A 21,095-nucleotide genomic window follows, 5' to 3' on the forward strand; every position below is an offset into this window, starting at 1 on the left:
ACACCGGGTCTTTGGGCGACACCTCCACGCTGGCTGAGCCCGCCGTCGTCGAGGAGCTGATCGCGAATTCGCTGTACCAAAAATCTGCGTGACATTTTCGCAGATATGGTAGGCTATTAGCATCACCCCCACGAAATGAGGGGTGATGCGCCCTCACCCCAAGGGAACGCCAGAAACGGGAAACTGGAGTGAGATGGCAAAAAGAGCGGGTCCCGCGAGGAGGCGGGGGTCGTGATTTAAAGGACCCGAATGGTTTCAAAAGCCTCGGGTTTGGGACAAAAGGGAGGACCGCACTCATGGCGGAAAATTCAGAAAACAATGCCTATTGGTCGGCCAACAAGCGGATCATCGGCATCTCATTGGTGATTTGGTTCATCTGTTCTTTCGGCTTCGGCATTCTGCTGCGCCCGATGCTTGCGGGCATCAAAATCGGCGGCACGGATCTCGGCTTCTGGTTCGCCCAGCAAGGCTCGATCCTCGTGTTCCTCGTGCTCATTTTCACCTACGCGGCGAAGATGAACAAACTCGACAAGCAACATGGCGTGGACGAATAAGGAGCATCATCAATGGATCAGTTTACCCTCAACCTTATCGTTGTGGGCGCGACCTTTGCGCTCTACATCGGTATCGCGATCTGGGCCCGCGCGGGTTCCACATCTGAATTCTATGCGGCGGGCCGGGGCGTACACCCCGTCGTCAACGGCATGGCCACGGGCGCGGACTGGATGTCTGCGGCCTCCTTTATCTCCATGGCGGGGATCATCTCTTTCGGCGGCTACAACACCTCGGCCTACCTGATGGGGTGGACCGGCGGCTACGTTTTGCTCGCTATGCTGATCGCGCCTTACCTGCGCAAATTCGGCAAATTCACCGTGCCCGAGTTCATCGGCGACCGTTTTTATAGCCAAACGGCCCGCACCGTGGCCGTGATCTGCCTCATCACCGCGTCCCTGACCTACGTGATTGGCCAGATGACCGGCGTTGGCGTCGCGTTCTCGCGTTTCCTCGAAGTGGACAACACCACCGGGCTCCTGATTGGCGCGGCCATCGTGTTCTTCTACGCCGTCATCGGCGGCATGAAAGGCATCACCTACACCCAGGTGGCACAATACGTCGTGTTGATCACCGCCTACACCATCCCGGCGATCTTCATCTCGCTCAAGCTGACCGGCAACCCGGTCCCGCCGCTTGGCCTGTTCGCAGACGCCAAGTCCACCGGCCTGCCGATCCTCGAGACGCTGAACGGCATGCTCGAAGACCTGGGCTTTGCGGAATACACCCGTCAGACCGACACCACGCTGAACATGTTCCTGTTCACCGTGTCGCTGATGATCGGCACTGCGGGTCTGCCGCACGTGATCGTGCGCTTCTTCACCGTGCCGACCGTGGCGGATGCCCGGTCTTCGGCCGGTTGGGCGCTTGTGTTCATCGCGCTTCTCTACCTCACCGCTCCGGCTGTGGGCGCCATGGCGCGCGTCAACCTGATCGACACCTTCTACCCGAATGGCACGCAGAGCGAAGCTGTGTCCCTCGACGCGATCGAGAACAGTGAAAGCCTCGACTGGGTGCGCAACTGGGAACAAACCGGTCTGCTGGCCTTTGATGACAAGAACGGCGACGGTCTGATCGAGTACAACGGCTCTGCCGACAACGAGTTGACCGTGAACCGCGACATCATCACGTTGGCGAACCCGGAAATCGCGAACCTGCCGGGTTGGGTGATTGCTCTGGTCGCGGCTGGTGGTCTTGCTGCTGCTCTGTCGACCGCAGCCGGTCTGTTGATGGCGATCTCTTCCGCTGTCTCTCACGACCTCATCAAGTCGCAGATCAACCCCTCCATCTCGGAAAAAGGCGAGCTGATGTCGGCGCGTGTCTCCATGGCCGTGGCCATCGTGATCGCGACCTACCTGGGCCTCAACCCTCCGGGCTTTGCGGCGCAAACCGTGGCTCTGGCCTTCGGTCTGGCAGCATCGTCGATCTTCCCGGCACTCCTGATGGGCATCTTCTCGAAGCGCGTGAACAACAAGGGCGCCGTGGCCGGCATGATCGCTGGTCTCGCTGTGACCGTTGTTTACATCTTCCTGCACAAGGGCTGGTTCTTCATCCCGGGCACCAACTCCTTTGACGACAGCGATCCGCTTCTGCTGTCGATCAAATCGACCTCCTTTGGGTCCATCGGTGCTCTGGTGAACTTCGTCGTGGCCTATGTGGTGTCCAACGCCTCGGATGAGCCGCCGGCGGAAATCCAGGAACTCGTCGAAAGCGTCCGCATCCCGCGCGGTGCTGGCGGAGCCGTCGACCACTAAAAAGGTTTGGGCTGGCGTCATCGCCAGTCCATCTTCATATTGGGCGCGGGGGTCATCTTCCGCGCCCTTTTTTGAACCGCTTTTTCCGGGAGGCCAGCGATGAGCGCCACAGCCAAGATCATCGACTTCCTTCAGATCACCCACCCTTATGACGTCCTGCCACAAAGTGAATTGGCCGAGCTTGCCACCGGGTTCTCGCGCAAGACCTATGCCGAAGGTGAGGTGATCTACGCCCATGGCGAATTGCTCGAGGGCCTCTATCTGATCAAGGACGGCACTGTCGAAATCACCGACGCCAATGGCGCGCAGATGTCGCTGTTGCAAAAGTCGAACCATTTCGGCGAGCGCGGGCTTTTGCGTGACGGCATGGCGGCGACCACAGCGACGGCGGCCTCTGCCTGTACGGTGCTGTTGCTCACGCCCGAGGCCTTCAAATCCGAAGTCTCCGCGAACCCTGAATTTGCCCGCTACTTCAATCGCGGCCAGGCCCGACCCAAAGCGGCCTCAGGCCTCATGACCCAACATGTTTCCGATCTCATGGCGAAGGCGCCGGTGAGCTGTGCGGAGACGACACCGATTGCCGAGTGCGCGCAGCTCATGCGCGACGCGAAAGTGTCCTCCGTCGCGGTGACCGAGGGCGAGCGCCTCCTGGGCCTCGTCACCGTGCGCGACATGACGAACAAGGTGCTGGCCGAGGGCAAAGACACCGCCCTGCCCGTTTCCGCCATCATGGCGAAAGACCCGATCACGCTCACCCCCGGCGCGCTTGGCACCGATGTGATCCACGTCATGCTGGAGAACCACATCGGGCACCTGCCCATCGTCGAAGGCGGCAAGCTGGTCGGCATGGTCACCCAGACAGACATCACGCGGTTCTTTGGATCGAGCCAGACCCAAATGGTCTTCGATCTGAGCAAGGCCGAAAGCATCGCCGATATGGCCGCCGTCACCGCGCGCCTGCCCGAGTTTCTCATGCAGCTCGTCGGCAGCCATCTGGCCCATGATGTGGTGACGCGCAAAATCACCGACATCGCCGATATCGTCACGCGGCGCCTGCTCAAAATGGCCGAAGAAGACTTCGGCCCCGCCCCCGTGCCATACCTCTGGGCCGCCTGCGGCTCCCAAGGCCGACGCGAACAGACCGGCGTGTCGGATCAGGACAATTGCTTGATCATCGACAACGCGGCGACGGACGCGGACATGGACTACTTCCGCAAATTGGCACGCTTTGTCTGCGACGGGTTGGACGCCTGCGGCTATGTCTATTGCCCGGGCGATATGATGGCGATGGCCGACCGCTGGTGCCAACCCCTCTCGGTTTGGGAGAGCTATTTCAACAAATGGATCGCGGCACCGGACAATGAGGCACAGATGCTGGCTTCTGTCATGTATGACCTGCGCCCCATCGCGGGGGACGAGAGCCTGTTCACGCCCTTGCAGAAAACCGCTCTGGAGGCCGCGGCGAAAAATTCGATCTTCGTCGCGCATATGATTTCGAACTCTCTGAAACACACGCCGCCTCTGGGACTGCTCAGGGGCTTTGCGACGATCAAATCCGGCGAGCATCGCAATCGGCTCGACATGAAAGCCAACGGCGTCGTCCCCATCGTCGATTTGGGCCGGGTCTACGCGCTTCAGGGCAAGCTGACCGCCGCCAACACCCGCGCGCGGATCGAAGGCGCGATCGAAGCCGGGGTGATTTCGGAAACCGGCGGCAAGGACCTCTTGGCCGCCTATGACATGATCGCCACTGCGCGCCTCGAACATCAGGCCGAACAGGTCCGCAGCGGCCGCAAACCCGACAATTTCCTGAGCCCTTCGGCGCTTCCGGCGTTTGAACGCTCCCACCTGCGCGATGCCTTCGTCATCGTGCGCACCATGCAATCTTTGCTCGGATCATCCTCCGCGCGCTCATAACAAAGAGGGTCAAACCCCATGCTTCTCGAATTTATCGCCACCATTTCCGCAGGCGTCGGTGCCGCCGGGATCATCCTTGCGCTGCAAAAACTCTTGCGCCTGCCGATGCCGAAATGGGCGATGCCCGCCGCCGCCGGTCTCGCCATGCTGGCCTTTACGATCTGGTCGGACTACTCGTGGTTCTCGCGCGCCGAACAAGGGCTTGGCGAGAGCAAGATCACCGCCATGACCGTCGACAAGCGCCAGATCTGGCGGCCCTGGACCTTCGTGTTCCCGGTCACCACACAGTTCATCGCCTTGGACAAAGAAGGCGCCAAGGTCGACGGCGCCATGGTGGAAACCGACATGTATCTTTTGGCCCGCCGCTCCGAAAGCGCCATCGTGCCGGTGGCTTTCGACTGCCTCCTGTCGCGCCGCGCCGACACCGTCGGCTTGCCGGAGGGCGATCTCTCGGGCGCGACATGGTATGACATGGACGAGAATGAACCGATATTGCGGACGGCTTGCGATGAGTTGAGGTAGCATCATCAGAAGGGGAGGAGGAGACATATGGCAGATCAAAAGCGCATCCTTCTGGTTGAGGATGAGGACAATATCGCCATCGCCATCGAGGTGTTGTTGACCCGCGCGGGCTATGAGCTTTTGCGCGTGTCCCATGGTGATCAGGCTCTCCCCAATATTCGCGCGCAAAAGCCCGATCTCGTGCTTCTTGACGTGACGCTTCCGGGGCTGTCGGGCTATGAAGTTTGCCAGCGTCTGCGCCGCGATGCCGAATTGGCCCACATCCCCGTATTGATGATGTCCGCGCGCGCCTCCGAGGCCGAACAGCGCAAAGGCGTGGCCATGGGCGCGAATGCCTTTTTGACGAAACCCTTTGCCATGAGTGATCTTTTGGGCTCCGTCGCTCGCCTGATCGCAGGAGGTGCGCATGAAAATTGAACACTGGTCTTTGCGGCTACGGGTCTTTCTATTTTTCGCCTTTCTTGCCATCGTCGCGATCTCCGGCGAGGCCGTCGGGCTTTACCTCGGCTTTGCCCGGATGGACAACCCCGGCGCCATAGACGGGTTTGTCTTTGCCGGCGTGATCGCGGGCTTTGCCACGTTGGCCGTGGTGGCCTGGGTCTGGTTCCTGTTCGACGAACACCTCGCCCGCCCGATCCAGCGGCTCGCGGGTGGCATGCTGGCGCGGGCGCATGCAGATGTCGATGACTCTCTGGACGAGAAAACCGCGCGATATCTGGGCGACTTGGCCCCCGCCGCGCGCGCGGTGACGGAAAACCTCACCGCCACGCGCAACAAACTGGCCGAAAGCGTCGCGCAGGAAACCACCCGGCTCATCGAGGAAAAGGAAAAGCTCACAGCACTTTCTGCCGAGATGCCGCTTGGGATCGTGCTTGTCTCCGGCCATCACAAGATCGCGTTCTATAATGGTGCGGCCGCCGATCTCATGTCTGCCGATCACGCCCCCGGCCTCGATCATTCGATTTTCGATTTCCTGCGCGCGCGTCCGATTCAATCGGCCTACACGCGGCTTTGCGCGGGCGAAGGCGGCGATGGGCATGTGCTGCCCCTGACGGTTGCCACCACGCATGGCGGCGAGGTGCTCTCCGCCCGCATGCGCCTGATGCATGCTCCGAATGAGGGCGACATCACGCCGCCCTATGTGCTGACGCTCGATGATGTGACCTCTGACCTCACGGTCCATGCCGAACGCGAGAAACTCCTGTCGCGCCTGTTCGCGACGCTGCGCCCCTCCATCGCCTCTCTGCAAACCACGCTGGCCGCGCGCGACGCCGACGACAGCCTGCGCAGCGATCCGCGTCTTGACCGCGCTTTGGTCGATGAGATGGAGAAACTGACCCGCGTCATCGCCACGCTCGACGATCAATATGAGGCGGGCAAAGCGAACTGGTGGCCGATGGCCCAAGTGCGCAGTGCCGAGTTGTGCGATGCGCTCTCTGCGCAGTTGCAACAAGATGACATTCCGCTGGCTGCTGATGCCTCCGACGCCATGGCGCTCACCTTGGATGCGGTTCAGATCATCACGCTTCTGTCCCATATCGCCCGACACATCACCCGCACCGGCGGCCGCGCGCTGTCGTTTTTGATCAGCCGCGACGAGGGCGGTGGCGCGATGCTGGCGCTGGGGTGGAGTGGCGATCCCTTGTCGGTCGATCTGTTGGAAAGCTGGCTGTCTGAGACCCTCGACGTGGGCCTCGTCGACATGAGCGGACGCGATATTCTGGAGGCTCATGGCACGGAGATCTGGCCCGAATTCGGTCGCGCGTCGCGCGCGGTTCTGAAACTTCCGATCCGCGAAGCCCGTCGTTTGCGCCGCACCTTGGGCGATGGCCGTCGTGCCGTGACCTATGACTTTGATCTTCTATCGAAAACCCCACCAAAAGAGTTGATGGACACACCGCTCTCGGACCTGTCTTATGTGGTCTTTGACACGGAAACCACCGGACTGTTGCCGTCCCAAGGCGACGAGATTTGCCAGATCGCCGCGCTCCGTGTGGTGAATGGCAAGGTGATCGAGACCGAAGCCCTCGACCAGCTTGTGAACCCCGGTCGCACCATTCCGAAATCCGCCACGGAGGTGCATCACATCACCAACGCCATGGTGAAGGACGCGCCCAAAATCGACGTGGCCGGACGGCAATTGCACAGCTTTGCCAGAGGTGCCGTGTTGGTCGCCCATAACGCGCCGTTTGATTTGGAATTCCTGCGCCGTCACGAGGCCGAGATCGGCGCGAAATTCACCAATCCCGTGCTCGACACCGTGCTTTTGTCCGCCATCGTTTTTGGCCAATCCGAAGAGCACACGCTCGATGCGATCTCCAAACGTCTCGGCGTCAAAATCCCGCCAGAGGCACGTCACACCGCCATGGGGGACACGATTGCGACGGCGGATGTGTTTATCAAATTGCTGCGCATGGCCGAGGAAAAAGGCATCCGCACCTTTGGCGATGCCCTCACGGAGATGCGCAAACACAAACGGCTTTTGCAAGATGCCAATGAGCCCGCGTAGGTCAGATTAGCGCACGAATTTTGCCGACCGCCTCGCGGTGATCGAAAAACGGCACATGGTCTGGCGGCATGTCTTTGTGGAGGGCCGCCTCGACTTCGGCCAGAACAACACGCGTGACAAAAGGCAGATCAAACGCCCGCGCGCCCTCCAACGTCACCCATTGCAGAAGCGACAGCTCATCCTCGGCACGGGAGAAATCATCCGGGTCATTGGCGATATCCTCGGCCTTGATCAGGAAGAACCGCGCATCGAACCGGCGCGGGCGGCCCGGCGGCGTGATGGCGCGAAAGATGAACTCCGCCTCGCGGGTTTCCTTGAGCAACAATCCGGTTTCTTCGCGCAATTCCCGCACCGCTGCCGTGACCAAAGCCGATGCCAATTCCGGCGAGGCCTCCGCCGACAATCGGCGCAGGGTTTGCGGGTCCAGTACCACGGGGGCCGCGAAATCTTCGGCATCCACTGCGCCACCGGGAAAAACGAATTTGCCGGGCATGAACACGGCACTGCGCCCCCGTTGCCCCATCAACACGCGAGGCCCCTCTGCGCCGTCGCGCAAGAGAACCACCGTGGCGGCATCGCGAATGGGAACATTTGTCATCATGACATCAGCCTAGCGATCCGTCAGGGTTCGCGGAAGGCCTCGCGTGATTTGTAGAGCGGTTTCAGCAGATATTGCAAAAAGGTTTTCGAGCCGGTGTGCAATTCGACCTGCGCGCGCATGCCGGGGCGGATCTCGATCCGCTGTTGCCGCTCCGTGAGGCTGTCGAGATCGACGGTGGCGGTCACCCGATAATAGGGCTGCGCGTTCGGATCACGTTCGTCTTTGAAGGTGTCGGCGGAGACCACCTGAACCTTGCCCTTGAGCGCGCCGTAGATGGTGTAATCATAGGCCGAAAGCTTGATCGTCGCGTCTTGTCCCGGCTCAATATGGGCGATGTCTTCGGGCCGCACCTGTGCCTCGATGAACAGCTCTTCGTCGACGGGAATGATCTGGACCAATTCCTCGCCCGGACGGATCACGCCGCCGATGGTGGTCACCGTCAGGTTGTTGACGATGCCGCGCATGGGCGCCGTAATCACGGTACGATCCAATTGATCATTCGCCAGCGTCAGCGCCTGTTTCACCGACGCAATTTCCTTGAGCGTATCGGAATATTCCTCGGCGCGCTGCAAATCGGCCTGTGTCACGATCTCATTATATTTGAGCTGCGCGTCCGAATGTGCCTTGCGTGCGCGGGTCACCTCGATCAGAGCAACCACGTTTTTTTGCAGCATATCTTCCATCAGGGACCGCTCGTTTTCGGCCTGTTGGAGCACCGCCATGGCGCCGTCTTTACGGGCGAGATAATCGGCGACGCGAGCGCTCAAAAGCGCTTGCTCAGAAGCCACGACATCGGACGCACGCGCGGCCAGATCATCGGACACATCAAAGGCCCCCTCACCCGCCATCTCCGCCTCAAGCCGCAGTTGACGCACATTCAAAGCATCAAGCTTTTCCTGAAGATCATCGGCGGAGGTGCGAAACTCCGTGCCTTGCAAACGCGCAAGCACCTGTCCCTGCGCAACCTCTTGGCCCTCATGCACCAAAAGCTCGGACAGGATACCGCCTTCGAGGTTCTGCACGATCTGCGGGCGGGAGCTTGAGATCATCTGACCGTCTGAGCGCACGATCTCATCGACCCGCGCAATCGCCGCCCAGAGCAGGAACGCCAACACGATCAGCCCCACGATGCGGATCACCCAACCAGGACGATCCATGTCGCGATCCAGCATGTCGTCGAGCGTGACCATTACGCTTGCCCGCCAGGACTTTGGGATTTCGACAGATGCGCCATGACCTGATCACGCGGGCCATCTACCACCATGCGACCGCCCTTGAACACCATCGTGCGGTCCGCCAGCCCGACGATGGGCATACGATGCGTCGCGATCACGGCGGTGCGGCCCGAAAGCCAAGACTTCAAACGGGTCACCAAGGCGGTTTCAAGCGCCTGATCCAAGGCTGCGGTGGGTTCATCGAGCAGGCACACAGACGGGTTCTGCAACCAAAGCCGTGCCCAGCCGATGGATTGCCTCTGCCCGACCGAAAGCCCTTCGCCGCCGTCGCGAATTTCGAGATCGAGCCCGCGGTGATGCCCACGGACAAAAGCACCAAGCCCCGCGAAATCCAGCGCGGCCAAAAGACGGTCGTCATTGCGTTCCAGACCGCTCAGATCGAGGTTGTCTCGCAGGCTCCCGGCAAAGAGCCGCACATCTTGGCCGAGATAGCCGACAGAGCGGCGAATGTCGCGCGGGTCGATCTGACTCATCTCTGCGCCATCGAGCAGCACACGCCCCTGCGTCGGCGCATAAAGCCCCGCAAGCAGTTTGAGAAATGTGCTTTTCCCGGATCCATTGGCGCCCAGAACCGCCACAATCTGTCCCGGTTTGACATCAACGGCCGGCAGATCCAACGTCGGCGCACCTTCCGGGTCATAGCGAAACTGCGTCTCGCGCAGGGCATAGGCGCCGGTGATCTCAGCGCGTCGCAGGAAGTTGCGATCCTCGCCCGAATCTTGCGGCGCGGTCGCGATCGCATCCAGCCCATCGAGCGCGGTTTTGACATTGGTCCACCGCGCCATGGTGCCCGAAAGCTGCGTCAGAGGCGCCAAAGTGCGCGAGGTCAAAATGCCGGTGGCGATGATCGTCCCCACGGTGAATTCACCCGCAAAAACAAGGTAAGTCCCGGCCACAACGGCCAGAACATAGGTGAGCTGTTGCACCGCTTGCGACCAGAAGGTCAACACGCCTGCCAACTTGCGTTGCTCCGAAGATTTCGCGGCGGACAAGAGGTTCAGCTCGTCCCAGATGCGGCGCACGCGCTCTTCGCCGCGCTGGGTCTTGATCGTGTCCAATTCGAAAACGGCTTCGTGCAGCAAACGTGTCGCTTTGGCCGAGGCGCCTTGGGTCTCCTGCGTCAGACGCATCATGCGTTTTTGCATGAAATAGCCGGGGACGACCATGATCACCGCGCCTAGGCCCAAGATGATCACCACCGGCCCGGCGATAGACGCCACCAAGGCGAAGAACAGGAAAATAAAGGGAATATCGGCGACAGAACCGATGGTGGAAGCGGTAAAGAATTCGCGCACCGAGCCGAATTCCCGCATCGCAGAGAATAGCCCTGTCGGCGTGGTCGGACGTGCATCCGAGCGCATCCCCAGGAGCCGCGACATCAACATGGATTGCACGCGCATCTCGATCTGACGCCCGGCACCGTCCATCAATCGCGAACGAGCGAGTTTCAAAACCGCCTCGAAACCGATGGCCAAAGCGGCCCCCAGCGCCAACACCCAAAGCGTCGCCTGCGATTGATGCGGGATCACGCGGTCATAAACCTGGAGCGAGAACATCGCGACCGCGACGGCCAGCATATTGGCCACCAGAGAGCCCAGAGCGATCTCGCCGATCTGACGTTTGAACGCACCAAATTGGCCCCAAAACCAATGCTGTTTTGATATTTCAGGCACATAACTGGCGGCAATTGTCTCAAGCGACTTTCCGGCCCGCACCGCGACACCGGAGAAGAACGGCGCGAATTCGGTCAGAGGCACCTCGGCGCGCTGATCCGGCGCGCTTTGATCGAAGAGGGTGAGAACCTGGCCTTTTTGTTTCAGAACCAAAACCACATGACCCGAGGACATATAGGCCAGAGCGGGCCAGAATTTCGCACTCAAAGATGTTGGTCGCGCCACCTCGGCCTTGAGCCCCGTCATCTCCAACGCGCGGGCCATCGCCTCGGGCGTAACATCGTCGCCCGTCTGATCGGCGAAACTTTCCAACAGGTCGGAGACCATCGCGCGTTGACCAAACTGTGCTGCCATATGGGCGACAAGCTCGGCGCGCTGGATGTGGCGACGCGAGAAAACCGGCTGAGGACGCGGCGCAGGCTCTGGAGCACTTTCGACCGCGCGCTGTGCGGGCGCTTCAACGATCTCTTGGGGTGCAGGGGCCGGCGCAGGACCAGGGGCTTGCGTTTCGGGGAGCGCAGCAGCTTGCGCCTGTGTCGCCTCCACCTGACGCGCTTTGGCGGCGGCTTTCACCTCGGCCTTGACCTCTGCCGCATCGCGTTTCGGTTTGCGGGTCGCATCGGCAGCTTTGCGGGCCTTTTGCAACCGCTCGGCCTTGGCGGCCTCCCGTGCCAAACGCTCTTCTTCGCGCGCCTTGGCGCTCGCGTCTTCGCGGGCACGGGCCTCGGCGGCGGCTTCAGCGGCCTTCGCACGCAGGGCCTCTTTGGCCGCGCGCTTTTTCTCGGCCAAAGGATCGGCGGATGTCGATGCAGGCGCAGCGCGTGTGACCGGTTTCACCTCCGTCTTCGGCGCGCCAAGATGCACCGTCAATGGCGCTTTCGGCGCTTTGACCTCGTTCGACACATCCGTCGGCACAGAAGGCTTCGCGGAGGTGAGTTTAAAGGCGAGTTTCGGGGCTTTGCTCAAATCGACGCCCCATCTGCCAGAGCCCCGTTGACGCGGGCGATTTCCAACTCGGTCAAGGCAATTTCATATTTCAGATCAATGTGTTTCAACTCTTCGCGGATCATCTGTTCGTAGACGTTCAAAACGTCCATGACGGATTTCTGCCCGGCCTCGAATTGATCCTGGAAAATGCGGTAATTGGCGCGGGTCTGTTGCACCAGATCGGCGGCATCGCGTTCCTGACGTCGCAGCGCCGTGAGGTGATTGGTCAGCCGCGCATCCCGGCGGGCGGCGGTTTCACGGGCCTTGTCGATGGCCGCGGTGGCCGCCGCCTCACGCGCCCGGCTGGCTTCCATTTCGGCGGAGGTGCCAAGGCCGAGGCCCGCACCCGCATAGTCCACAGACGAGCTGTTGCCCTGCCCCAAAAGCGTTGAGGCGCTGAGCGTCGGCAGCATGGCGGCCCGTTGCGCTTGAGCTTCGGCGACGGCACGTTTGGCCTCGGCCTCGGCCCGCAAAACCTCAAGAGAGGTCAACCCCGAGGGCGGCAAAGCCACCCCGGTTGCCTGATCCAAAGCCGGCAAAGCGGCCCCACCGGTCAGCGCCGCCAATTCGGCGCGCGCGCTGTCTTCGGCCTCGCGGTGGGTGCGCGCCTCATGTTCCATTTCCGAGATGATCGAGCGCACGACACGCTGATCCGACAGGCTCGACGCACCGCCTTTGACGCGCTCCGTCACCACGCGGTTGAACTCATGCATCCGGCCCAGCCCGCGCTCGGCCATACCAGCCTTTTCGCGCGCTTCCGAGATGGTGATATAGAGCGTCAGCCCCTCGTAGAGCCGGTCGTTCATGTCCTGCGACAGAGCGACGGCAGAGACCTCGACGTCGGCTGCGGCAAAGGCGCGTTCGGCCCGGCGCTTGCCATTGTCGTAAAGCGTCATATCAACCAAAAGCCCGGCGGCCACCTGTCCCAGCGCATCGAGCGAGATCGAGGGCCCAATGGTGGGCAGCCAGTTCTTGGACCGGGCGACAGCGCGCATTTTGGACGCCCGCAATTCGGCCTCGGCCACCCCCGAAGAGGTGGAGAGCACGGCCTCGGCGACCCTGTCGTAGGCAGAGCCATCCCGCAAAACGGAACGCCGCGCGAGAAGATCGGAGATGATCGGAGAATTCGTGTCGGTGTTGGCGGCTGTCAGGCTTGGGGTCGTGCTGTTGCTGGCGGTCCCTTCACCTTTTAGGGCAGCGACAGGTTTGATGTCAGACAGCCCGCCCAGCATGCCGGAGGAGCCGACACAGGCCGACAGGCACATTGCCGCACCGATCAGGATGCTGAGCTGTGTCCGAACTGTCATTGCCTATGCCCCCACGTGCCTTCGGTCTGGCGGGGGATGTCCCCCGCCAAATTTTGCTCTTACGGCAGAACCACCTCGATATCGTGATCGACCAGCACCTGATCATCGCCCAGCGTATAGATGTCGTAGGTCTGCCCGTCGATCAGAGCGGACTGCCCCGTCACCGACGCCCCTTCGAGCACCACACGGTCGTCTTCGCCGCCATGGATGGTCAAGGTGCCCTCCTCGCCGATCAGTCGGTCCAGATCGGCGGCGGAGAGCGTCACTTCGCCCCCGTTGACGAATTGCAGATCGATCGCACCGAGGTCGAACTGCTCAAGCCCCGCATTGTCGATGTCGACCTCGAAATAGGCGCCGTCGGGACGTTCATTCGTGGTGTCGAGCACCAAAAGCGTGTCCGAGCTGTTGCCCGCAGCATCCTCGGAGGCGATCACGATCTGGTCGCCGTTCGAGACGTTGGAGCCGAAGTTCAGCAGCGTCTCAGAGCCGAGATCGTAATCCGCATGGGTGATTTCAGAAGACGAACCGTCCTCGTCCAAGGCGTAGACAGAGATGTCATCATCGGTCTCGGAGATCGAGATCGAGCGGACCCCATCGACGCCGCGCGTGACAGACTCGACCAGAGGCGCCTCGATGTCGGTGTCAACGGTGATGGTGGAGGTCTCGGAGCGCGTGTTGCCCGCCGCATCCGTGGCTTCGATCAGCACGTTGGCCTCGTAAGAGCCCTCCGCGATCTCGCCCGGCGCGTAAGACACTGTCCAGCTGCCGTCCTGCGCCACAGAGGCCAGACGGCGCACGCCACCCATCGTGACATAGACGGTCGAGCCCGGTTCGACATAGCCCGTGAGCGTCGCGCCGGATTGCATCTCGGCCAGGTTCAGGAACGGATCGCCATTGGCATCGCCCGAGAAGCCCAAAGCATTGACGAAAGTGTCATAGCTGATCGTCTCGCTGAGAGACGAGGTGTTGCCCGCCGGGTCGGTGGCCGAGATCACGACATTGGCCGCGCCCTCGCCGGACGGCAGGGCCGAGGCCGGAAGCGTCGCGCTCCAGTTGCCAGCCGCATCGACGGCGGCCATGTAGTTTTGACCTTGGAACGACAGGGTGACGGTGGAGCCAACCTCGACGGTGCCGGAAAGCGCCACGCCAGAGGCCGCCTCTGCGGCATTGACGATACCATCGGCGCCGCCCTGGAGGCCGGTTTCCGCGAAATTCGACACATAGGTGTCGATCTCCACGGCGGATTGAACCGTCGTCGCGTTGCCCGCGCCATCGGTCAGCGTCGCGGTGACAGTGCTGTCATATTCGCCGGACACGATCTCGGAGGCCGCGAAGAAGGCCGCGTAGGTGCCCCCCGAGGTCGAGGTGACCGTATGAGATACACCAGCCAGCGTGACGGTGACCGTCTCGCCCGGCGTCGCCGTGCCGGTGATCCAGACCCCATCGGAGGCCTCGGAGGCGTTGATGACATTGTCGCCCTCGATGGGCGTGGTCAGGGTGATGTTGCCCGCAACCGTGTCGACATGAACCACGCTGGTGGTGGTCGCCGTGTTGCCGGCCGCATCGGCGGAGACGGCGGTGAGCGTTGTGTCATATTCGCCGCCCGCAATCGTGCCCGCCGCGTAGCTCGCGGTCCAGTTGCCGGAGGCATCTGCGACGGTCGTCACCGAGACACCGGCCAGCGTCACGACCACGGTCGCGCCGGCTTCGGCGGTGCCGGTAAAGCTCATCGACTGTTGGCTCTCGGAGAGGTTCACGGTCTCGTCGCCGCCGGAATGACCCGCATCGATGGCGACGCCTGTTACGGTGTCGATGTCGAAAGTTCCGGTCGCGGAGGTGCTGTTGCCCGCCAGATCGGTGGAGGTCGCGGTGACTTCCGTGCTGTAGGTGCCGTCCGGCAGGGTGCCGTTTTCATAGGTCACGGACCAGGTGCCGTCCTCGCCCACAGTGGTCGTGCGGCTCACGCCCTCAACCGTCACGGTGACAGACGCACCCGCCTCGCCCGTACCGGTCAGGGTCACGCCCGCCGCCATTTCTGCGGCGTTGACCATGCCGTCGCCGCCCGTGCCGCCATCGACAGTCAGGTTGGTTTCGAGGTCGATCAGAATGTCATGCGTATAGGTCGCGGCATTGCCATAGGCGTCGGTGACCGTCGCGGTGACCGTGCTGTCATAGGTGCCGGACGGCAGAGTGCTGCCGTCGAAGGTGACCGTCCAGGTGCCGTCTTCAGCCACGGTGGTTTGCAAGGTCTGGCCTTCCAGCTCGACCACCACGGTGGCGCCGGCTTCGGATTGGCCGGAGATCAACACATCGTCGCTGGCCTCACTGATATTGACGACATCGTCGCCTTCGACGGTGTCAAAGCTCAGGTCCTCGGCTTCGGTGTCGACGATCAGCGTGTCGGTCACGGTGGTCGTGTTGCCCGCCTCGTCGATGGCCGTCACGGTGACGCCGGTGGTATATTCGCCGGTGTCGATGGTGCTGCTGTCAAACGTGGTCGTCCAGGTGCCGTCCTCGCCGATCACCACGGTCTGCGAGGTGCCGTTGATCTCGACCGTGACGGAGGCGCCCACTTCGCCCTCGCCGGAAATCGTGTAGCTGCCGCCATCGTAGATCTCGCCATTCACATAGTCGTCGGTGCTTTCGACACCCGACAGGATGCTGACATCCGGCGGCGTCGTGTCGGGGGTGCCACCGCCGCCATTGCCGTCCTCGTCGAGCAAATCGTCCACCACCGCAACACCGGCCACACCCGCGGCCGCGGTTCCAAGACCAAGCCAACCGAGCCCCGCCGCAGCCACGGGGGCCACGACCGGCTCGACCCGTTCGAGATCGAGGAAGGCCAGTTGATCGTATTCGCTCCATTTGCCCGTCAGATCGATGTCCATATAGCTCGCAACGAGATCCCCCTCGCCCTCGGCCATGAAATCGACTTTGGTCATCATGCCATGTTCCGACAGCAACAGCTCATGTTCGCCGTCGAAATAGCCGTCCAGCACGATCACCTTGCCGCCGATCAGCTCGATCACGAGATCGTCGCCCTGGCGCACATAGCCAGAGATCGCCGCACTCGACATGTTAAGGGAGATATCTTCCACTGCCTGAACCGAAAGGGTTTCACTGGGACCGGAAAGGGAAAGCGTGCCTGAGGTTACTGTGCCCGCTTGATCGCGGACGAAATATTGTATGCCCAACATCGTACCAATTCACTTTTGCTCGATAGGTGAACCGCACTTCATTTTAAACGGTGCGGTTGACTGCTTGTTTCGGCGTCAGATTACACAAAAGTGATTCGCTCGCTAGGGGAGAAATACCTCGTCCGTCTTAATTTTAACAAAAATAACACAAAATCAACGGCAGGTTGTGCCCGACTTTGCAAAATATAGCGTAGCTTCCCAAATCTAGACTCCAGAACCGCACAACAGCTTGCGACCCTTAAACTGCGGCCCGCATCCGACGCAGCCGAAGCGCATTGGACACCACAAAGACCGACGACATCGCCATCGCGCCCGCGCCCAACATGGGCGACAATTGCAGCCCGAAGGACGGGTAAAGCACGCCAGCGGCCACGGGAATGAGCGCGGCGTTATAGGCGAAGGCCCAGAACAGGTTCTGGCGAATGTTGCCCATGGTTTTGCGGCTGACATCCACGGCGGTGACCACAGCGCTCGGATCACCGCCCATGAGCACCACATCCGCCGCCTCGATGGCCACATCGGTGCCGGTGCCGACTGCGATACCGACATCCGCCGAGGCCAGCGCGGGCGCATCGTTGATCCCGTCGCCGACAAAACCCACGGCACCATGGCTTTCTTTCAGGGCCGCGACGGTTTTCGCTTTGCCTTTCGGCAGAACTTCGGCCTCGACATGATCAATGCCGAGATCGCGCGCCACGGCCTCCGCCGCGCGGCGCGTGTCGCCGGACACCATCGCCACTTTGATGCCGCGGGCATGAAGCGCCTCAATGGCTTTGCGCGACGCCGGACGGATCGGATCGGAAATGCCAAGAACCATCGCAGCCACGCCGTTTCGCGCCACAAGAACCGGAGTGCGACCTTGGTCGGCCAGATCGGCCAGCGGCGCTTCAAAGGCCGTGACGTCGATCTTTTCGCGGGTCATTAGACGCATGTTACCGACCAAAAGCGAGACCTCTCCGATCTCCGCCTTGATGCCGTGGCCTGCAATCGCGCGAGCCTTGTCCACCTCCGGCAGGTTAAGTCCGCGGGCCTCGGAGGCGCGTTCGATGGCACGGGCAATCGGGTGTTCGGATTTTGCCTCGACGGCAGCCACTTCGGCCAAAAGCGCGGCCTCGTCGCCCACCAGCGTCACAAGATCGGTGACATCCGGGCGGCCTTCGGTCAGCGTGCCGGTCTTATCAAAAGCGATGACTTTCACCTCTTGCAGCCCTTGCAGCGCGTCACCTTTGCGGAACAAGACGCCAAGCTCAGCGGCGCGCCCCGTCCCCACCATGATCGAGGTCGGCGTCGCCAGCCCCATCGCGCAGGGACAGGCGATGATCAGAACCGCAACGCCTGCGACCAGAGCATGCGCCAGCGCGGGCTCCGGCCCGACGGCAAACCAGATCACAACGGTCACGGCGGCCAACGCCATCACGGCAGGCACAAAATACATTGTCACCTTATCCACCATCGACTGGATCGGCAGCTTAGCGCCCTGCGCCTCTTCGACCATGCGGATGATCTGTGCCAGCATCGTGTCCGCACCGACTTTTTCCGCGACATAGGTCATCGCGCCCTCGCGGTTGACCGTACCGGCAATCACCGGGCTGCCTTCGGTCTTGGCGACCGGGATCGGTTCGCCCGAGATCATCGCCTCATCGACATGGCTCTCGCCCGTGAGCACCTTGCCATCCACCGCGATTTTTTCGCCCGGACGCAGGTGTAGCACATCGCCCACAACGACCTCTTCGATCGGCAGTTCGATCACCTCGCCGTCGCGCTCGACCCGCGCGGTTTTGGCCCGCATGCCCGCGAGTTTGCGAATGGCCTCGCCGGTTTGTCCTTTGGCGCGTGCTTCCAGAAAGCGGCCCAGAAGGATCAGGGTGACGATGACGGCGGCGGCTTCGAAATAGACGTTCTGTGCGCCCATCGGCACGATCTGCGGCCAGAAAGTCACGACGGTCGAATAGACAAAGGCCGCGCCAGCGCCCAGCGCAACGAGCGCGTTCATATCCGGCCCGCCCTTCAACAGAGACGGAATGCCTTTGGCGAAAAACACCCGCCCCGGCACGGCCAGAACCACAGCGGTCAAAGCAAATTGCACCATGCGCCAGAGCCACTCCGGCACGGTCATCATCCACCAGTGATGCAGCGCCGGGATCAGATGCCCGCCCATTTCAATGATGAAAATCGGCAAGGTGGGCGCGGCAGCGAGGATCAATTTCGATTTGAGCGCGCGGGCCTCATCGGCTTTGCGGTTCTCCGGCGCGGCGTCGCGGTCGATGCGCGGCTTGGCCTCATACCCCGCTTTCGCGATGGCTTTTGTCAGGCTCTCGACATCCTGAACGCCACTTAAATAGCTAACCGTCGCCGTCTCTGCCGCCAGATTGACGGAGGCCTCCGTGACGCCCTCTTCCTGCGCCAAGGCGCGTTCAACACGGCCAACACAAGACGCGCAGGTCATGCCATGGACATCGAACACCAACTCCTCGACGCGGGCCGGATAGCCCGCTTTGTCCAGCACCGTCACCAGATCGGAGACCTTCACCGCATCGTCAAAGGACACCTCCGCCGTCTCGGTCGCGAGGTTCACATTGGCACGCGTGACACCTTCGGTGCCTGTGAGCGCGCGTTCGACGCGGCCCACGCAAGAGGCGCAGGTCATACCTTCGACGGAAAGACGGGTGCTGTGCATTTTGTGGCTCTGGATTTTGGAACAAGTTTGGCTACATATTTAGGTCAATGCATGCGTGGAGGCGAGGGCGCCCCCGCATAAACCTACGATTTCTCTCAGAAAGGTGACATTATGTCTGTCTTTTCCGTCCCCGACATGAGCTGTGGCCATTGCAAGGCCTCGATCACCGAAGCGCTGGAGGCCATCGACGACACGGTCGAGATCGACGCCGATATGGACGCGCGCGAGATCGACGTGTTTTCCGAAGCGGGCGACGAGGCCATTCTGGTCGCGCTGAAAAACGCGGGCTACCCGGCAACGCTCAAATCCTGATCTTGCCCCTTCCGGCCCATTGCAACCCCTTCCGCGCCACGCGATAAAGGGGTGAACACGGGATCGGAGGGCGCAGGTCATGGCAGAAGCGGGTCTTTGGACGGGAACAGAGCTGCGGCTCTGGGACTTGAATCACCCAAAGGCTGCTCCGCAGACTGTTTCGCTGCCGGATGGTTTCTCGGAAGAGACCAGCCCAAACCTCATTGCAGGCACTCATGCGGCGCCACGCCCCCTGCCCTGCGCGGCTCTGCCCGAAACTTTGGCGTCCGGCACCATTCCCCCGCTCATGCAGACCAATCCCCTGACCGTCACCCGCGGCGAAGAGGTCGCCATGGCGGGGTTCATTGCGCTCAATCCCAAATTCGACGGCATCCTCTGTTTGCCCGGAGCGCAAAGCACGCTTTGGGCGCATGTGAGCGCCGAAGAGATCGTCTCCATGCGACGATTTCTGACCGGGGCGATGGTGTCGGGCGCGCTTAACGCGGAACTGACACGGGCAGACGAGGACGCCTTCAAAGACGCGCTCTCCGACACGATGTCCCGCCCGGAAAACGCCGCCTTGAGGTTGGCGAGTGCGCAGGCGGAAATGTCGCAAAACGGCATGAGCAAAGCCGAAGCCGCGTCCCGCGCCAGCGCCGCTTTGATCGGCGCGGAATTGGCGGCGACACGGGCCTATTGGCTTGGGCAATCCGTGGCGATTATCGGTGCGCCCCTGCCCAGCGCGCCTTACCTTCTCGCCTTGGAAAGCCAATTCGTTCCGGTGGTTCTCGCCGATGAAACCGAGATGTACCGCGCGGGCTTCCAATTGGCCCGAGATCGGATCAGCGGATGAAGGCCCAATTCGGCAAGCTCCGCGACGGGCGGACCGTCGATGCCATCACGCTCTCAGCAGGCGATCTTTCCACCACGATCCTAACCTATGGTGCCATTCTCAACGACGTGCGGCTGCGCGGCGTGCCCTATGGCTTGACGCTGGGCAGCCCAGAGATCGCCGCCTATGAACACGGACCGATGAATTACTTCGGCGCCATTGTCGGCCCGGTCGCCAATCGCATCGCCGAGGCGCAGGCCATGCTGGACAGTGAGATCTTGCAGTTCGACGCCAACGAAGGGCCGACCACGTTGCACGGCGGACACCACGGGCTTTATACCGAGCTGTGGGGGATCGCGAGTCTGACGGCGACCTCCCTGACGCTCACCCTGACCCTGCCCCACGGCAAGGGCGGCTTTCCTGGTAAACGTCTCTTGACCGCGCGCTATACGGTGTCGGCGCCCGCCACTTTGACGCTTGAGCTGACGGCCACGACGGATGCGCCGACGCTGATGAATCTGGCCAATCATTCCTATTGGAACTTGGACGGCACGCCGACCACCGATGGGCATCGGCTACAGGTCTTTGCGGATCGTTACCTGCCGATCGATGCGCGGATGATCCCGACGGAGATCACAGCGGTCGCCGGCACGGGCTTCGATCTTCGCGAGGGGCGCGTGCTCAGCCCGTCGGATGCCCAGCGCTATGATCACAATTTCTGCCTCTCGGACACGCGTGGCACGATGAAGCCCGCTGCCGTGTTGCGCGGCACCTCTGACATAGAGATGCGGATGGACACGACCGAGCCGGGGCTACAGGTGTTTGACGCCGCCCCCATTGGCAGCGGCGATTTTCCCGGTCATCGTGGCGTGCCGGAGATCGGCTTTTGCGGTGTGGCGCTGGAGGCGCAGGGCTGGCCGGATGCGCCGAACCGCCCCGAATTCCCCTCCGTCAGGCTCGACCCGAATGAGACCTACCGGCAGGAAACACGCTGGCAGTTCTCGAAAAAATAAGGCGGGGAAATTCCCGCCTCATCTTCCT

At 61.8% G+C, this 21,095-nt stretch carries 15 protein-coding genes; 9 read left to right on the forward strand and 6 right to left on the reverse strand.

Features of this window, described 5'->3' with window-relative positions:
- Nucleotides 1-296 precede the first annotated feature (296 nt).
- The 6 genes from HCZ23_RS15010 to HCZ23_RS15035 all read left to right on the forward strand — a co-directional run bounded on the left by HCZ23_RS15010 (nt 297) and on the right by HCZ23_RS15035 (nt 7,254).
- On the forward strand, nt 297-554 hold the full coding sequence (locus tag HCZ23_RS15010) for a DUF4212 domain-containing protein (protein ID WP_167602563.1): 258 nt from the start codon (nt 297-299) through the stop codon (nt 552-554).
- A 12-nt stretch (nt 555-566) separates the two neighbouring features.
- A complete protein-coding gene (locus HCZ23_RS15015; protein WP_167602564.1) occupies nt 567-2,306 on the forward strand; it encodes a sodium:solute symporter family protein in 1,740 nt (579 codons plus the stop codon).
- A 99-nt stretch (nt 2,307-2,405) separates the two neighbouring features.
- Nucleotides 2,406-4,223 carry a DUF294 nucleotidyltransferase-like domain-containing protein gene (locus HCZ23_RS15020; RefSeq protein WP_167602565.1) on the forward strand — a complete coding sequence of 606 codons (1,818 nt, stop codon included), beginning with the start codon at nt 2,406-2,408 and terminating at the stop codon, nt 4,221-4,223.
- An 18-nt stretch (nt 4,224-4,241) separates the two neighbouring features.
- On the forward strand, nt 4,242-4,745 hold the full coding sequence (locus HCZ23_RS15025; RefSeq protein ID WP_167602566.1) for a hypothetical protein: 504 nt from the start codon (nt 4,242-4,244) through the stop codon (nt 4,743-4,745).
- Between the two features lie 27 nt (nt 4,746-4,772).
- Nucleotides 4,773-5,162 (forward strand): response regulator transcription factor, encoded by a 390-nt coding sequence (locus HCZ23_RS15030; RefSeq protein ID WP_167602567.1) that lies wholly within the window; start codon nt 4,773-4,775, stop codon nt 5,160-5,162.
- The gene (locus HCZ23_RS15035; protein ID WP_167602568.1) at nt 5,152-7,254 is read left to right on the forward strand and encodes an exonuclease domain-containing protein; all 2,103 of its coding nucleotides are present in this window, start codon (nt 5,152-5,154) and stop codon (nt 7,252-7,254) included. The genes HCZ23_RS15030 and HCZ23_RS15035 overlap by 11 nt, the downstream gene beginning before the upstream one ends.
- A gap of 1 nt (nt 7,255) precedes the next feature.
- Here HCZ23_RS15035 and HCZ23_RS15040 read toward each other — a convergent pair whose 3' ends face one another.
- The 6 genes from HCZ23_RS15040 to HCZ23_RS15065 all read right to left on the reverse strand — a co-directional run bounded on the left by HCZ23_RS15040 (nt 7,256) and on the right by HCZ23_RS15065 (nt 18,931).
- Complete coding sequence (locus HCZ23_RS15040; protein WP_167602569.1) at nt 7,256-7,855, reverse strand: NUDIX hydrolase; 600 nt, start codon at nt 7,853-7,855, stop codon at nt 7,256-7,258.
- 20 nt (nt 7,856-7,875) lie between these two features.
- Nucleotides 7,876-9,045 (reverse strand): HlyD family type I secretion periplasmic adaptor subunit, encoded by a 1,170-nt coding sequence (locus tag HCZ23_RS15045; protein ID WP_167602570.1) that lies wholly within the window; start codon nt 9,043-9,045, stop codon nt 7,876-7,878.
- Nucleotides 9,045-11,729 (reverse strand): ATP-binding cassette domain-containing protein, encoded by a 2,685-nt coding sequence (locus HCZ23_RS15050; protein ID WP_254870334.1) that lies wholly within the window; start codon nt 11,727-11,729, stop codon nt 9,045-9,047. The genes HCZ23_RS15045 and HCZ23_RS15050 overlap by 1 nt, the downstream gene beginning before the upstream one ends.
- The gene (locus HCZ23_RS15055; RefSeq protein ID WP_167602571.1) at nt 11,726-13,057 is read right to left on the reverse strand and encodes a TolC family protein; all 1,332 of its coding nucleotides are present in this window, start codon (nt 13,055-13,057) and stop codon (nt 11,726-11,728) included. The genes HCZ23_RS15050 and HCZ23_RS15055 overlap by 4 nt, the downstream gene beginning before the upstream one ends.
- A gap of 59 nt (nt 13,058-13,116) precedes the next feature.
- Entirely contained in the window at nt 13,117-16,134 is a 3,018-nt protein-coding gene (locus HCZ23_RS15060) for an Ig-like domain-containing protein (protein ID WP_167602572.1), read from the reverse strand.
- Nucleotides 16,135-16,492: 358 nt separating this feature from the next.
- Nucleotides 16,493-18,931, reverse strand: a complete 2,439-nt coding sequence (locus tag HCZ23_RS15065) for a heavy metal translocating P-type ATPase (RefSeq protein ID WP_167602573.1) — start codon at nt 18,929-18,931, stop codon at nt 16,493-16,495.
- 111 nt (nt 18,932-19,042) lie between these two features.
- Between HCZ23_RS15065 and HCZ23_RS15070 the strand changes: the two genes are divergently transcribed.
- The 3 genes from HCZ23_RS15070 (at nt 19,043) to HCZ23_RS15080 (ending at nt 21,067) form a co-directional block, all read left to right on the forward strand.
- A complete protein-coding gene (locus tag HCZ23_RS15070) occupies nt 19,043-19,243 on the forward strand; it encodes a heavy-metal-associated domain-containing protein (protein WP_167602574.1) in 201 nt (66 codons plus the stop codon).
- Nucleotides 19,244-19,322: 79 nt separating this feature from the next.
- Nucleotides 19,323-20,075 carry a 2-dehydro-3-deoxygalactonokinase gene (locus tag HCZ23_RS15075; protein ID WP_167602575.1) on the forward strand — a complete coding sequence of 251 codons (753 nt, stop codon included), beginning with the start codon at nt 19,323-19,325 and terminating at the stop codon, nt 20,073-20,075.
- Nucleotides 20,072-21,067 (forward strand): aldose epimerase family protein, encoded by a 996-nt coding sequence (locus HCZ23_RS15080; protein ID WP_167602576.1) that lies wholly within the window; start codon nt 20,072-20,074, stop codon nt 21,065-21,067. Before HCZ23_RS15075 ends, HCZ23_RS15080 begins: the two co-directional genes overlap by 4 nt.
- Nucleotides 21,068-21,095 lie beyond the last annotated feature (28 nt).

Source organism: Celeribacter sp. HF31, assembly GCF_011806455.1.
Classification (GTDB): Bacteria; Pseudomonadota; Alphaproteobacteria; order Rhodobacterales; family Rhodobacteraceae; genus Celeribacter.

Coding starts and splice junctions, on each gene's coding strand:
- HCZ23_RS15030 (WP_167602567.1), top strand. CDS start 4,773: ATGGCAGATCAAAAGCGCATCCTTCTGGTTGAGGATGAGGACAATATC.
- HCZ23_RS15020 (WP_167602565.1), top strand. CDS start 2,406: ATGAGCGCCACAGCCAAGATCATCGACTTCCTTCAGATCACCCACCCT.
- HCZ23_RS15010 (WP_167602563.1), top strand. CDS start 297: ATGGCGGAAAATTCAGAAAACAATGCCTATTGGTCGGCCAACAAGCGG.
- HCZ23_RS15045 (WP_167602570.1), bottom strand. CDS start 9,045: ATGGTCACGCTCGACGACATGCTGGATCGCGACATGGATCGTCCTGGT.
- HCZ23_RS15025 (WP_167602566.1), top strand. CDS start 4,242: ATGCTTCTCGAATTTATCGCCACCATTTCCGCAGGCGTCGGTGCCGCC.
- HCZ23_RS15075 (WP_167602575.1), top strand. CDS start 19,323: ATGGCAGAAGCGGGTCTTTGGACGGGAACAGAGCTGCGGCTCTGGGAC.
- HCZ23_RS15035 (WP_167602568.1), top strand. CDS start 5,152: ATGAAAATTGAACACTGGTCTTTGCGGCTACGGGTCTTTCTATTTTTC.
- HCZ23_RS15080 (WP_167602576.1), top strand. CDS start 20,072: ATGAAGGCCCAATTCGGCAAGCTCCGCGACGGGCGGACCGTCGATGCC.
- HCZ23_RS15040 (WP_167602569.1), bottom strand. CDS start 7,855: ATGATGACAAATGTTCCCATTCGCGATGCCGCCACGGTGGTTCTCTTG.
- HCZ23_RS15070 (WP_167602574.1), top strand. CDS start 19,043: ATGTCTGTCTTTTCCGTCCCCGACATGAGCTGTGGCCATTGCAAGGCC.
- HCZ23_RS15015 (WP_167602564.1), top strand. CDS start 567: ATGGATCAGTTTACCCTCAACCTTATCGTTGTGGGCGCGACCTTTGCG.
- HCZ23_RS15060 (WP_167602572.1), bottom strand. CDS start 16,134: ATGTCGAGTGCGGCGATCTCTGGCTATGTGCGCCAGGGCGACGATCTC.
- HCZ23_RS15065 (WP_167602573.1), bottom strand. CDS start 18,931: ATGCACAGCACCCGTCTTTCCGTCGAAGGTATGACCTGCGCCTCTTGC.
- HCZ23_RS15055 (WP_167602571.1), bottom strand. CDS start 13,057: ATGACAGTTCGGACACAGCTCAGCATCCTGATCGGTGCGGCAATGTGC.